This window comes from Paenibacillus sp. BT-177 (assembly GCF_025846815.2).
Lineage (GTDB): Bacteria > Bacillota > Bacilli > Paenibacillales > Paenibacillaceae > Paenibacillus > Paenibacillus polymyxa_C.
Genome location: NZ_JAOYTP010000001.1, coordinates 1,192,143 through 1,206,885 on the forward strand (window position 1 = coordinate 1,192,143; position 14,743 = coordinate 1,206,885).

At 47.4% G+C, this 14,743-nt stretch carries 11 protein-coding genes; 1 reads left to right on the forward strand and 10 read right to left on the reverse strand.

Annotation, left to right across the window (positions count from 1 at the left end; genetic code table 11):
• Positions 1-29: 29 nt before the first annotated feature.
• From OIU26_RS05495 to OIU26_RS05540, 10 genes are all read right to left on the reverse strand, one after another.
• Positions 30-2,681 (reverse strand): molecular chaperone, encoded by a 2,652-nt coding sequence (locus OIU26_RS05495; RefSeq protein ID WP_264216180.1) that lies wholly within the window; start codon positions 2,679-2,681, stop codon positions 30-32.
• A 31-nt stretch (positions 2,682-2,712) separates the two neighbouring features.
• Entirely contained in the window at positions 2,713-3,402 is a 690-nt protein-coding gene (locus OIU26_RS05500; RefSeq protein WP_264216181.1) for an iron-dependent peroxidase, read from the reverse strand.
• Entirely contained in the window at positions 3,399-4,718 is a 1,320-nt protein-coding gene (locus tag OIU26_RS05505) for a normocyte-binding protein (protein WP_264216182.1), read from the reverse strand. Before OIU26_RS05505 ends, OIU26_RS05500 begins: the two co-directional genes overlap by 4 nt.
• A 46-nt stretch (positions 4,719-4,764) precedes the next feature.
• Positions 4,765-6,642, reverse strand: a complete 1,878-nt coding sequence (locus OIU26_RS05510; RefSeq protein ID WP_264216183.1) for a serine/threonine protein phosphatase — start codon at positions 6,640-6,642, stop codon at positions 4,765-4,767.
• 22 nt (positions 6,643-6,664) lie between these two features.
• Positions 6,665-7,495 (reverse strand): protein phosphatase 2C domain-containing protein, encoded by an 831-nt coding sequence (locus tag OIU26_RS05515; protein ID WP_264216184.1) that lies wholly within the window; start codon positions 7,493-7,495, stop codon positions 6,665-6,667.
• Between the two features lie 35 nt (positions 7,496-7,530).
• Entirely contained in the window at positions 7,531-8,058 is a 528-nt protein-coding gene (locus tag OIU26_RS05520; RefSeq protein ID WP_040103097.1) for an FHA domain-containing protein, read from the reverse strand.
• A 64-nt stretch (positions 8,059-8,122) separates the two neighbouring features.
• Complete coding sequence (locus OIU26_RS05525; RefSeq protein WP_040103096.1) at positions 8,123-8,671, reverse strand: FHA domain-containing protein; 549 nt, start codon at positions 8,669-8,671, stop codon at positions 8,123-8,125.
• A gap of 32 nt (positions 8,672-8,703) precedes the next feature.
• Positions 8,704-9,156, reverse strand: a complete 453-nt coding sequence (locus OIU26_RS05530) for a J domain-containing protein (protein ID WP_040103095.1) — start codon at positions 9,154-9,156, stop codon at positions 8,704-8,706.
• 130 nt (positions 9,157-9,286) lie between these two features.
• Entirely contained in the window at positions 9,287-9,712 is a 426-nt protein-coding gene (locus OIU26_RS05535; protein ID WP_007431573.1) for a hypothetical protein, read from the reverse strand.
• A 119-nt stretch (positions 9,713-9,831) separates the two neighbouring features.
• Positions 9,832-12,000 (reverse strand): hypothetical protein, encoded by a 2,169-nt coding sequence (locus OIU26_RS05540; RefSeq protein ID WP_025365581.1) that lies wholly within the window; start codon positions 11,998-12,000, stop codon positions 9,832-9,834.
• Between the two features lie 626 nt (positions 12,001-12,626).
• Between OIU26_RS05540 and OIU26_RS05545 the strand changes: the two genes are divergently transcribed.
• The gene (locus tag OIU26_RS05545; RefSeq protein ID WP_264216185.1) at positions 12,627-14,729 is read left to right on the forward strand and encodes a vWA domain-containing protein; all 2,103 of its coding nucleotides are present in this window, start codon (positions 12,627-12,629) and stop codon (positions 14,727-14,729) included.
• Positions 14,730-14,743 lie beyond the last annotated feature (14 nt).

The following is a 14,743-nucleotide window of genomic DNA, read 5'->3' on the forward strand; positions in this document are numbered from 1 at the left end:
ATTTCTGCATTTGAATAATTCTTAATTTATTATTTCGTGCCGTCAAAGAAATCCAGCTCGGAGAGATCATTTTCGAAGGCAAAAAAGCGCTTGGGACCCAGATACAGCAATTCATCACGGCGGGTAATCGGTACTACATAAAAGCCCCAACGACTATCCCCGACAAAAACAAAATATTTCGTTTCCTCATTGCGGATGGAGTCCGTATCATCCTGCGGGATATCCCGACCGTACAGCTCTGCGATTTCCTCATACGGCATGGGTTCAAAAGCATCTGGCCGACTGCGGTACACATGGCGCTGACGCAGCTTACCCCCGTTGGCCGTCAGGAAGAATTCCACTTCGACCGCTTGAGACGGCCGGGAAATCGAACCGCGTACCCGGCTGCTTTCCAAACTCGCAATCAGCTCCTTTTCACGCCCCGTATGCGTCCATGCGCTGACCGTATACGGAATAGCTGGAATATGATTGGTAATGACAGGCTCAATGGTCCCCATTTTTTTAGCGTTCAGGTAACGGATAGCCCCGCGCAGACAGGCCATTTTCAACTCAGGTACCCGGCTTAGATCTTCTGCCTTTTGTCGGAACTCAATACTGCGCCCTGGCACAAATTCCTTAAGCGCTTCGCGGAACACGTCTATCCGGCAGGACTGCCCGGTCAGTTTGATAATCGAATAATCCTGCAAGCGCCCCTCCAAATAAAAATCATCCAGAAACTTGCGCACAATATTGTAGATATCTGCCTTAAGTAGCTGCTGTACTTCACGAATATTAAACACCACATCAGGCAAACCATATTCATCACGGAACCGTCCGTTCTCAATCACCGAAACCAGCCAACGATCCATTACGGCAATGTTCAGGTCGCTTTCAGCAGATAATACCTGCTCGGATTCAAAGCGACTGCGCAAGATCCCCGTACGTAGAAAAAATTCCTTTTTCATATTTTCTGCCGCACTCCACAACAGATGAAAATTACTCAGTACCCGTTGATATTCATCCCGTGTAGCATGCTCATACCGTTTGAATGCAGTAGGCAAGATCGCCTCTGCGTCACGATAGCGTTCCTCCAGCCCTGCATATACAGCATCTACACCAAACTCATCCACATGACGGTACAAATCTCCCGAAGGAATGCCGATCAGAGCATCAATATCGGTGTCAGGCAAACGCGTCTCGGCAGCATAATAACCTGCAAATACAATTTTCATAAACTGCATAATCCGGTACGTCAGATTGTTGCCGCCAAAGTTGGTATCCCCATTTTCATACGTTGTGTGAATATCCAGTTTGTAAGCAATTCGTCCATCTTCAATCCGGAATCGGCAGGAAGACAGATCTGTCGTGCCCCCACCACAATCAATGACAAGTGCCTGATACTCCTCACCGTCTGCAAAAGTTCCTCGTTCCATCTGGTCTGCCAACGTGTTGTAGAGCACTGCCAGCCCTTCGTCCAGCGCATCCTCTGCTTCAATCCGGTAGTCAGGCAAAATATCGCTAAACATCTCAATAAACTGGGGCTGCAGCTTGACAGGAGCAGAAAAGTGTAAATTGCGAAACCGACACTTAAATTGCTGCTCGGCTGTAGCAATCACATAACGGATAAACGCCGCTAAAATATCGCTGCGGGAAGCGGTTGCTGTATTCCCCTCAGAATCCATTAATTCTTCGATTCGCTTATAGTCATTGACCCAACGTTTAATCCCCCGCAATACCGTGGCACGGCTGCCTGCCACGTCGCTTCCACGTAGTGCCTCCTCCCCAAATGCATAAACGATATGCTCAGGATTAGAGCAGTCCGCGACGCGAATGGCGGTCGGCAGCACTTCGATCCAGTCGCCTTCCGTACCTTCTGGACCAGGGAATGATACATAATTGATGGCGTCCAGCCTTACCGTGCTGCTCATCCCTGTATCTGGGGCCGTAACGTAGGAACTATCCAAATAAGCACCTGCCGTGGTGTTCGAGGTGCCAAAGTCAATCGCCAGTACCGCATCGGTTGTTTCCGTGCCCCGAATGATCAGCTCTGCCACCGGGATTCGGTGACCCTGAAGTTTCAGCGGTAGCATCGGCTTATCTCCATAGTAGAGGTTATAAAAATATTCTGATTCCTGTCTTCGCAAAAACAGCAAGCTATAGCTATGATTGGATGTCTCTCGCAGTTCAGCATCGCGGTGACGAGAAAGATAATATACGCCTGTTCGTCCCTCGTCCTTCACCAAATTTAAAACACCACACAATTCTCCTGTCGCATTCACCAGCAGCACATTAGATGAGCTCAGCCAAGGCAAATCGGATTCGATCCGATAGTTGTCCATGCGACCTGTGCGCACACCCTGATACAGCGTGATTTTGGCGGGAACCCGGATACCACCGTTCTCCTGTCGGCGGTCATTCCAGTTGCGCTGTAATGCCGATTGCATACGCTCAAAGCCGCCAGGATTGGGTCTGGTGATGAGTAGATGCTCCTCCGCACTTCGAAACCGCAAAATTACGCGAATCAATTCTTCACGTGCCAGACGATTCGCAAAGCCCTCGACCAGTCGCTCCTTATCACATATCCCACGCAACTGAAAGGTCGTCATTTGCTCCAATTCCGCCCGCGTATATTTGGTCGTGAAACGAGCGCTTTTTCGATCGGTGAGCGGGTCTAGCAACCTGTATGTATAGGGTCCGTTCATCGTTCACATGTCCTTTCTTAGCCATTTAGCCTTAATAGAGGGCGATAGCATCAATTTTCATCGTAGGGTCTTCCTCCAAAATGCCGAAATGACTTGTCCAATACAATTCCGTCGTAAACCGTGCTGGAAGAAACAAATCGAGAATCAAATCGACTTTGACTCGTGAGAGCATCGTTTCCTCCTGACCAATATATATGAGCAGTTCGTCTTTTTCCTCACAGTTGGTGTAAATGATCGAGCGATGAAAGACGCGACGCATCGTTTGTTTTAGCAGATGTACGGCTTCCCCCGTCTCATACAGGCGCAGCAGGCCTTCAGCAATCGCGTCCTGTTCCTCACGGTTTAATTGTCCAAAGGCTTCCTTTACCTTCGGGCCAAAAATGCCATCCACAATATCACGCTGAACAAACCGGATATGGTACTCTCGCCGATTCATTCCTTGATACAGATCGATCTCCGCCAGAAAATGCATCATAATATCAAATAGCGATTCTCTCAGCTCTAGATCCTCTGCTGCATCCGGTGGAAACAGATCCCGAAAAATAGAATAAAAGCGGTAGTACGGATTAATCTCCACTACCTGCTCCAAATGGGAAGTATTCAGCTCAGCCAAGCTAAGCTCCATATACGGAGAGTAGCTGACAGCGGGTACAAAACGGATTTTATCTACATCCAGCCCCTGTTTCCTTGCGCGCATGAGCAGATCCCAAACATAATTCACACCCATTCTCCTTCACACTTGTACTCTGGAAAATACATCTGCACTTCCGACACCAGAAAGCTCATTAAATCGGATAAAATGTAAGCAGGTGCAGTTGGCAAAACATCCTCGGAACCACGTCTGAACCCCAAACGCATGATCTGCTTGCCATCCTCTGTCCGTACATTATCGCTGACAAACGGATTTAACGGATACGTCTGAGTTTTGGTTACAAGGTTGCTTATATCATTTCTCCCTGCACCTCCCCAGATGTCCACACGCTCTAGCTCCAGCCCCTGTGCCGCTTCAAACGAATTGACGATGCGCGTGATCTCTGCTTTGGCCCGGACAATCACGGCCTGTTTCCCTGCATAGCGACCCAAAAAGCTGTCTTGCCGCCGATTAGACAATACCGGATAGGTCTGACGACTAAGCTTGGTTGTAGCTGGTTTCGTAACCTTCAACACATTCCACTCGCCAGATTTATCACGTGGTGTGACAATCGTCAGTTCCTCTTCTGTCCGCTTGATATAGCGGATATCACTTTCAGTCCCGTCAATCAGGTAACCATGCTCTGATCCTGTTTTACGCAAAGGCAGCACATGCTCATAGTTCACACGATCCATAGCTGGTATAGGAAAACCGCTGTTCTTTAGAGCCAGTCTTTCAATGTTCCACAGCGGAAAAACATCGGCTTTCTTATAAACGTCGAATTCCTCCAACGAAATCGAGATTTCATGGATTTCTTCATGAGCGGCCGGCTCGCCGTCCCCACCAATCAATACACAGTCCACAAATTTATAAGCGTATGGATGATTAATCGTTTTCCACGGCATACCATTTTGCATAAATGTATGATACAACTGCTCAATCTCCAACATATAAGAACGATTATGCTCCAGACGAAAACGAATCGGGTAGTTTGCAGTTTCCGTGACCAGCATTCCTAAGAAAATTCGTTTGCTGCGTACCAGTACCGAGATTTGTTCGGTCTCCATTTCGAGAAAAAGCGTAAATAGCGGCATCTCCCCGCCTTCGCGCACCACCTCTGCCACACGACTGATGTCTACCTGTTTTTCTACTGCATCGGAGGGCAACACAGGATATAAAAATTCATGAATCGGGTCATAGTCCTCACGCGATGTCAATGACACATACACATCAAACTTTTCTTCCGTATTCTCAATTTCCTCAAATACCCGCCGTTCTAGCTGGCGGGTCATTTCTTCCTGATATTCGACGAGGTTCATAAATACCCCCGCCATCATATTTTTCAGTAAACGTCTCTGCTCTAAATCGTCCATCTTGCTCAAACGATCTTGTACCAGCTCTTTCACGACGTCTCACTCCTTTCCGGCTCCAGCATTCAATGAACATAAAAACTTATTTCCCGTTCGCAGCAGCCTGATCTTGACTCTCTGAATTCGACGCCCCGGCTGCTTTAGAAGCAGAATCAGCAGTTCCTTGCTCTTTGCTGGTGTCCGCCTTGGTCGAAGCGGCATTGCCATCCCCCGTACCACCACTTTTTGCAGTCGGAGAGGCTTCCTTCTTCGCGGGCGTAGCACCCGCTGAAGCCGTCGGCGCAGCCTTCGCTTGCGATGCTGTGGCAGAGGTTGCCGCAGCGGAAGATGAAGCTTCACTCGCTGCGTCTCCAGCATCTGTGTCGTTCAACACTCCGTCAGACAATCCCAATCCAGCAGGAAGCTGTCCATTTTGCTGCTGCTCCGCGCTCTGCTTTTCCTCCGCCTTGGCTATGCTCCGCTCCAGCGCCAGAACACTTTCGAGCTTATCAATCTCCTGATAAATCTCCTGTGCCCCGCTATAAGCATCAATGGCCCCTTCATAATCGAGATCTTTCATCAGCCGATCCCCTTTGGCCTGAAGCTTGCCAGCTTGAATCTCCTTGAGCTGCTGCTGAATAGCTGTCAATTTATCATTGGTCTCTGTAATCTTCTTCTCCAGCTCTTTTTGCGCGGACGTATAGCCGGATTCCATCGCAGCCTTATTTGCCTTTTTGTACAGCTTGAGTGCATTTGTGTAATCGCCACCCTGGAATTTTAAATCCCCGTCCTTCATCCAGCTCGCCGTCTCGGCATAGCTGTCCAGTTGGTCGATTTTATGCTCAATGTCCTTCACATTAAATGGTGGATATAGCCCGGCGCTTTTCCGTGCTTTATCGTAGCTGGCTTCAGCTTTGGTAAAATCGGCCTTTTCCACATAGCCGTCTCCGTCTACCATCAATTGAGATACTTTCTGCTCTGCCGTGTACAGTCTCTTGTGAATCTTATCGTTAATTTTAACTGCCGCGTTTTTCGCTTCACTGTAGGATTTGAGCGCTTTTGCATAATCTCCTGCTCTTGCATAATCATCCGCGGCCTGAGCCGATTCGATCATCGTTTCCAGCGCAGCCGCTTTGTTCGCAGCCATACGCGCCAGCGTAATCCACGCTCCCCCGCCCACGATTACAAAGGCGAGCAACGCAATCAAGATCCGTTTGATCAGCTTACGACGGTTTTTAGGTTTTTCCTGAAAAACTTTGTTTACATAAATGGCGGCAGCCGTGTAATTATTCACCGTCCGGCGCTGTTTGCTCAGCAGGACCTCTTCCAACGTATCCGTTAGCATACCCGGGTCCTTCGCTTCCTCCAGCGCACCTAGCATTTCCGCCAGTTCAACGTCCTCCCACATCCCGGATGTAGCGAGCAGCATGACATCTCCATCTGCAAGCTGTGTCTTTTTGGCGTAATGGGCATGAACCCCATTCGGATTCCCGAGGTATTCCAGCAGATTGCCCCGTTCCTCGTGTGTACTGGTCGCTTCGTCTGGAATACGTCCATCATCCGCCAATGACTGAGCCAGGCTGTGATCCTTACTGCGAAAATTAAGCCTTCCATTGCGAAAATGATATAGCCGCACATTACCGCACGAAACGTACACCATTTTGTTATAGTTGGTCACTACCATCAGTAGACTGGCCTTGAGCCGGACACGACGGCTTTCAAATTGCAGCCATTCCTGCGCTTCACGCAGATCTCTCATCAAGCGCCGCTTGGACATGGAAGGTTTCTCCATGAAGTTTTCCAGCACCGTTTTGACAACCATTTCTGCGCTGCGCAGCTCCTGATCTGAATCCAGACCATCTGCGAGGACATAACAGGCCATGTCGTCCGTCTCCATGAATGCAAAATAGTCCCGGTTGTCTATGTAAGAGCCCGCTTCCGAGACAAAGGCGGTACTAAAATCGCTGTTGTCCTTGCGCATCGCTACCCCCGTCTTTCTTGTTTCATCCTATCGCCAAAATAAGCACTGTCGCATTATCCTGACTTTTAAACCCTTTATCGTTGATGGTGTCGATCATGGCATCCGCCATTTCCTGCGGAGTTCCGCCCTTGCGCATGATCTCTTCCTGCTCAATCTCCGTCAGTGCCTCCTGAATGCCATCACTGCACAGCAGCACATAATCACCCGAATACAGACGAATCGGTGCACTCCCCAGTTCCATGCTCTCAAAGCCTTCATAGCCCAAGTAGTTGACCAGTTGATTGCGTACAGGACTCGTTTTAGCTTCCTCCGAGGTCATTTGTCCAGCAAGTACTCGTTCCTCCAGCAGTGTTTCCGCAGTATGCTTGGAATTGACTGTCTGAAAGTGACCATTGCGGTAAATTGTAATCAAGCTGTCGCCCACCGCTCCGTAATACAGCTGATAGCCGCACACAATGACCGCCGCGAGCGTCGTTCCCCCGCCCTGCCCATTCAAATTTTGCAAAATGCCTCGATTGCTTTGGGTTGCCGCCTCTGCAAAATATCCGTTCAAATTCATTGCATCTTCTAACTTGGCAAATGCCTTCGTAAAAGTCGTCACAGCCAAGGTACTGGACATACGCCCATTGGCCAGCCCACTGATCCCGTCTGCAACAACCGCCAGCGTACCGACAGGGGTGGTCATACTGGAGAAATAATCATCCTGCTCGCTCCGGCTCCCGATCGTTTGACCATTTCCAATCTCAATTCCACTCACGGTACTGCTGCCGGAACTTCGCGTCAGTCGTATACGGATGATGAGAAGAACAGCGAATAGCACCGTAGCTCCACATACAACAAAATAAGGCTGCATATCGTTACCTCCCTGCACCATTGCCCACTTCCGTTCTAATTTTCGTTATCCCACTCGAAATGAGCGCCGCACAGCGGAATAAAGATAAATTTGCTGCGCCCGAGCTGTATCACGTCATAAGCAGCCAGCTCCACTGGTGAATATACCGCCTCGTTATTGTGATACGCCAAGCCTGACGAATCGCCTGGCAGCAAGTAAAAGTTGCGTTTCTTCGGATCATACACAATGACCGCATGATTTCTGCGGGAAATCGTGTTGTCTCCGATAATACGGACATGCATTTCCTCTGCGCGCCCGATAAAGTTTTTCTCCGCCATAATGCGATAGTCCTGACCCACCTGTGCTCCTTCGATACATACCAGCCATCCGGTTACTGGGTGAATCCCCACGGTTTCGCCTAAATACGGCATGGTTTTGTCATCGTCTCCTGCAACGTTTGTTTTCGCTGCTGGTTCGGCATTTTTGGGTGCGGCTATATTTACTACTGTATTACAATAAGGACACGTATTTCCGTGCTTTCGTGTACTGAACATGTGTCCGTTCGGGCATCTTGTCAAACTCATAGTCGGTTCCTTCCCCCATTGTCTTGATTGTCTTTACAGTAATCTAAGGATTGTGCAACTTCTTCTATTTAACGAGCAGCCTGGTATTGGCAATATATAATAAATCACCTGAGTAAATTCGGTAAGGCTCGCCACTTTCCAGCTTCTTGGTTACACTTTCGTTCGCAGACCGTAGCCCGGTCCCATTGCCGGAATCCACATCCTCCACAAACCAGTCACTGTTTACCCGGTTGAGTACCGCATGCTCCACACTTACCAAGGAAGCATAATCTGTACCTGCCAAATCAATATCCGCCTCAGAGCGTGACGTTGTTTTGCCGATTAACAATGATGTTTCGCCTTCGATATACCATTCTTTAATGGATTCACCTTCTTCATCAATTAACACCAGCTTGGCAATCCGTTTACGCTCTGCCTTTGGCCTTGGCACAGGGACCACGGAAACCAGATTGCGCAGTATGTATACAAGCACGCTAATCCCAATACCTATCGCGACCACAGTCTTCAAACCGCTGTAGCCTGTACGGTTAAACACATAAAAGGCGATCGCCAGCATCAGCCCGAACATGGCAACATCTATGATGAAAACCCATCTGCTCTGCGCCGTTTTCACTGCTTGCTTCCCCCGTTTCTATCCTGAAATCATCACTTTTTACGAATACCAAAAAATTGGTTGAACATGGCTGAGGTATCCGTCGGATCACCGGATTTTTTCGTTTTTTTCCCTGGTGAGCCTTCCTTCGTTTTCGGATGAAAGCCGAAAAATTGCTCAAAATCAGTGCCTATGTCAGCCGGATTGAATCCTTTGGCTGCCCTACGTGTACCCCCTGAAGGTGCTGCTGCCCCTCTTGCTTTTTCTTGCTGTTCTCCGCTAGTTCCCGTTGCTTTTCGGATGAGCTCAGCATCGTATGCCTGCCGCAATGCTTCGTCACGCAAGGTATTGTAAGCCTCGTGAATCAGCTTGAACTTGCGCGTTGCTTCCTCGCTTCCCTGGTTGGTATCAGGATGATACTTTTTGGCCAGTTTACGGTAAGCTTGCTTAATCTCTGCCTCCGAAGCATCCCGGCCGACACCGAGCAGCTCATAGTAGTTGGTCATTGTCTGATGTTCCCCTCTCCGAAAAAAATAAATATTAAGAGACCCGTAGGCCTCTTAATATTTATCCACCCTTCACGTATGCGCCGGGTGAGTGTGTGTTTAAGCTGCGCTTAACGTTAAGACGTTAAGCTTAAACCGGATATCCGCCGTCGATGGTAGCCAGCTCGGTTTTGTCTTTCTTTTGTTTGATGTAGAGTGTAAATGCACCTACACCTTCTGTGTCGCCGAAGTGCTCGTTGTAGTCTACAACGAAAGCATTCGGGAAGTAGATTTTACGCACAACTTGATCAGCTGCAATAACTTCCAGTGTTACTTTACGGTAGCTGTCTGCTTTTTCAGCAGGAACCAGAGACCACAAAGCCAGTTTCAGCGTGTCATCCGCGCTGTCACCGTCTACTGCTGTGATGATTTTACCGCTGATGCGCAGCGTGGAGCCTACGTCAGTGGAGCGTGCATTGGAATCGTCCGGTGTATCGGTGTCATAAATAACCGTTTGGATGTTATCCAAGCCCAGCTCAATTGTTTCTTGTCCTTCTACTTTCAATCTGAATCCCATGTGTGTTGCCTCCTTGATATTAGGTAAAATGATGGCGGAAGAAGCAGTGCTTCTCCGCGATTTATGTATAAAGGCGGTTCTGGATAGAAACGCCTCTACCATCTTTCGTAGTGCTCGGATCATGATTTGACCGAGCTGGTTCCCTTAGTGATCATGACTTCCAGGTTCTTCACATTACCATTGAAGACCAGATCGATATGGCACATATTGCTTTTCTCATCAATAATGAAACTCATATCGTCTCCGTCCTGAATGATCGAGTTCACAGATCCTCTGCTGCTCAGCCACTTGCTCTTCTGACTGCTCGGATTGTTACTAAAGAAGCGGACGATATTTTCGTGCTTGAAGTCTCCTGTTTGGTAGCGCAAAATACGTTCAATGTACGTGCTGACCAGCGTTTTGTAGATGGAGTCAAAGCCGTCCTCGGACATCGCCATGCTTCTTGCCTTGTAGACAGTAATCCGGCGGATATCCTTATCCTGAATCTGAGCATTCTCAGACGAGAATACAAAGCCAAAGTTTTTACGGTTGATGGCATCCTTGATCGTGTTGGTGAACCCAGTGATTTCCTTGGCCATCGTCGTCACTGTGCGCAGACTGTTGTCCCCAGCTTCAATGTCGAAGCGTACACCAGGGAAGTTTTTATTGACCGTTTTGAACGTCTCACGCAGGTATTCAGGACATTGATAAGAAGCGACCAGGCCAGCAGCCACGTAGGCAGCGCCTACATATACGCCCTCGATCCACAGCTTGAGAATATCTTCTTTTTCCTTGGAAAGTTGCACACCGTCTTCGGTCTGTAGCATTTTGCTATCAATAATGACACCCGATTTATCCTTCGGAATAATGGTAAAGTTCGGTACACAAGGAATCGCAAATTCGCTATATTCTCTGCGCACAAGACTGGCGCATTTATCGACATATTTGTCGATACCTGCTGTCGCCATACTGTTGAAGGTCGTCTCTTCACCGGATTCAAAGTTAAAGAACATTTGAATTTTGTAATCCTTCACGACTTGCAGCAGCATCGAGAGCGATTCCATTGAATTTCCGCCCTGCTTTACGACCTTCTCGTTGCCCTTAAAGCGTTCACGAGACACCTTCACCTTACCGGCTGCTTCCAGCTCAATAGATGGAACGATCCCGAACCAGATGGTGTCGCTGAATTCATTTTTGGCATTTACGGTATTCAGGTACGTTTCCAGACGTGGAATATTGCTGCTTTTCACCAGCATGTCCAGCTTGTTATTCGCCACCAGCATTGTCGGCAGCATTCCTTTGCTCTTCGTCGCATATTGGTCGAAGAACATTTTGACACCGAGGATTTTTTCTACCAGCGGCTTAACCGCCTTTACGAAATCATCCTTGGCATTTTTATAGAACTCCAGATACGTGTTGTAGTTCTGAACTTCAACCGCTGTGTCAACCTTGGTCTGAACAGCTGGAAGTGGCACAAACGTGCGAACCACCAAGTCCTTCACATAGTCAGAAGGCGTATCTGTGATAGAGTTATAATCTTCTTCGAATACTTGGGAGAGATCGCCAGTGCTGTTCTCATCCAACAGCATCAGCTCAGTACTTTCGCTCTTCGGCGCTTCAATAATTTTCAGTTCGCCGCTTTCCCCAATGGAGAGCATACCCACCTGGATCAACTCACCGGCGTTTTCCTCTTGGGCGCCACCGAGCAGAAGACGGGTTTTGATGTCCTCAATTGCCAGCGGCAGCATAGCCATAACGTTGTTATAGTTCTGGCTCGCTTCCTCGAACATGGCATTCAGCTTGTCACCCATGTCGAGTTTCTTCGGATCGCCATCATCCAGCTTGTCGTATTCACCGTACATATAGTGAATTTCTTTGCGGACTTGACGAATATCGTCCATAACCTTTTTCGGTGAGATCATATCCAGCAGATTTTCAAATTTGAAATCTACATTGGTAATTCCCTGACTGCGTTTGGTATCGATGAGCGTAAACAACATTTTCAGAAAATCATTACTTTGGTTTATACGAATCTCTGAAATGCTGTCCTCATCAATCCCCTCAGGCTTTTTAAGGGTGTAGACGACCTTTTGATTGGCCGCGTTAAAAAATGAATATACGGTCGGTGAAAACTTATCCAAAAATTCGTCAAAGCTACGCACCAGAAGGTGCTGATTAATTTCCTTGATCTTCTCATCGCTCAAGCTGTCGATACCCTTCACATCACCTACTATGGTGATCAGGTCCAGCTTTTCCGGGTTAATCTCTTCAAAAAGCATTGTCCGGTTGGTTTGATAAATGATTTCCATCGTTGTCGGCAAATGAATAAAGTATGAGTTATAGGTCCATTGCTCCATATACGGACACGGGATGTCCAATTTGAAACGGACGAATATTCAATTTTAGTTCATTTGCCTCCTCCCCCCTACTTAACATTTAAATTCGTCAAAGGATTGAGCTTATACCACATTTACGGTACAGGCATATAACCTCAAAAATCGGTCCGAAGCGCTATTCGGCTTTTAACGGCAAGGCATTCAAATGAGAGAAAATTCAAAATCAAAAGTCATATAACACAGAAATTTCAAATTTATGATTTCGTATTCCTAACTTCAATCCCAATTTTTGCCGTTGATACGAAAGCTATCATACAAAGCACTCTTTAATTTTGTCAATTTCTGTAGTCTCAGATTGAAACAGGGCATTTTGACTCATTTTATGCGTATATACGTAATTTTTATGATATGTTAGACCTGTTTCTTCAGGGAAATATTCACAAATGGAATCCAATGACCGATAGAAGTTCATTGGATATTTCTGAGAAGCGTAAAAGTATCAAATTCATGGCTAATGTGAGGTTTTTCAGCTGTTTTGATCCTTTATCCCTTATATCCCAAGGATTAGGAGAGTTGGTACGCCCACATTGGTCTCGCCGATGGAGGAGCATATGTTCAGAATAAGGAAACTAGGAATTATCACTTTCATGACTTTTGTACTATTTTTTCAAACGGGCTTAAACGGGGTCATTTGCACTGTAAATCAGGCTAATGCAGCATCTTTGGGGACTGCTTCGATCGAGGGTTACGATGCTGTTTTTGTACTGGATACCAGCTATTCCATGAGAGACACGGATCCCGAGGGTATTGCCGCCGAAGTCATCAGTATGTTTATGGACTTGAGTGATGCAGACCGTACGCGTGTGGGTTTCGTCGCCTACAACCATCACGTTGTCGCCTCAAAACCACTGACTTCGATTGGCGTGGCAGCGCAAAAATCGCAAATCCAGCAGGAAATCAGAATGTTGAACCGTTCTGGTTATACAGATTTGGGACTTGGACTGCGTAAAGGCTCAGAACTGCTAGCCGCAGGAGCATCCCAAGGGCGTCAGCCTTTTATGATTTTATTGTCAGATGGAGAGACTGATTTTGGTGCCTCTTCTGGTTCTCGGTCCAAGGGTGACTCGAATAACGATGTATCCTCTGTCATCAAATCTGCACAGACCAAGGGATACCCGGTGTATACGATTGGTCTGAATCATGATGGCACGGTAAACCGGCAAGAACTCGAACGGATCGCTTCTCAAACGGGAGGAGCTTCTTTTATTACCAGTAGTGCTGAGGATCTGCCCGAAATTCTGAACCGTATTTTTGCCAGTCAAATTCGCTCCAAGCTCGTTCCAGTTGCTGCAATTACGACCACTGGCGAGATGCAAGAATTAACGGTGACTCTACCGGACTCTAGTATGGAGGAAGCCAATCTGGTGCTTTTGTCGGAGCATCCCCTGCTGGAAACCCAGCTATACTCCAATTCAGAAAATGTCCGCAGATACAAGTCAAGCCGATATGCGATTTTGAAAATTGAGCATCCACAAGCAGGTAAAGTGAAGTTGAAATTACGAGGCATACGCGGAGATTTGGTTAAAATCAATCTACTTGGCAGCTACCGACTGGAAGCTGAAGCTACTATAGGAGGAACGCAAACAATAGCAACTCATGGCGACAAGCCTATGCAATTGCTGAAGGGACAAGCGACACCATTTCAAGCTCAGTTCCTGTTACCGGATGGCCAAAAGCTTACAGATGAGGCCGTATATACATCTCTTCAAGCCCATATTATAGTTACCCCTGTAAAAGGCGGTACAGCTAAAAAGGTGCCTATGACCTATAAGTCAGGAGCCTTTCATACCGAATATGCGTTCCCCCAAACGGGTGATTATACATGGCAGCTATCTCTGGATAGTCCGCAGTGGTACCGTAAGGGAACTGTACATAAGGTTCACGCCACCAATGCAGCACCACAAGCTTTAAAAGACCTGACGATTCGCCTGGTTAAAGAAGACGGTGATTCCCTTCAAAGTTTATCAGACTTTATTGTTGATCCCAATCATGACAAGCTGAACTATAAGCTGGATTCAGGAGCTTCTGACGATACGATTAATGCCGAGATTAACGGTAATGATCTGCTGCTATCCGAGCTTCACACAGGTGACACGAAGCTAAAGATTACCGCTACCGACCCAGAAGGTGCATCCAGCAGCGCTACACTGACCGTTTCAGTCCAATCCCGGTATACAGCCATTAAATGGACGGTAGCCATCAGTATTGTGGTAGCTGCTCTTCTGTATTGGTTCTTGCAACCGAAGCCGCAGTTTGCTGGAAGAATCGAAGGATATTTTCTCGCTACAGCGAGTGGGCAGGAGATTCCGGTAAAATCTTGGCCGCTTACCTCCTTTCCGGGTCATAAGGTCAGCTTGCAGGAGTTATTCCGTACGCTTGACGTTCACGAACCGTTACCAGAAGCGGAACAAATCCTATTTTCCGCAGGTAAAAAAGGGACTCTGATCGTGAAACATGATACACGCTGCGCCCTGCAACATGGAAAAATCAGATTGACCCGCAACAAAAAAGCGGTCATGGAGTATGGTGACAAACTATATATCACATTTGAGGATGGTGTCACTGAAATTGAGCTGCGCTATAAAGCGATTAAGCCGAATACTTCAGTCTACACCGATCATATCCAAGCTCCGACAGGATAACATCGTCGGAATAA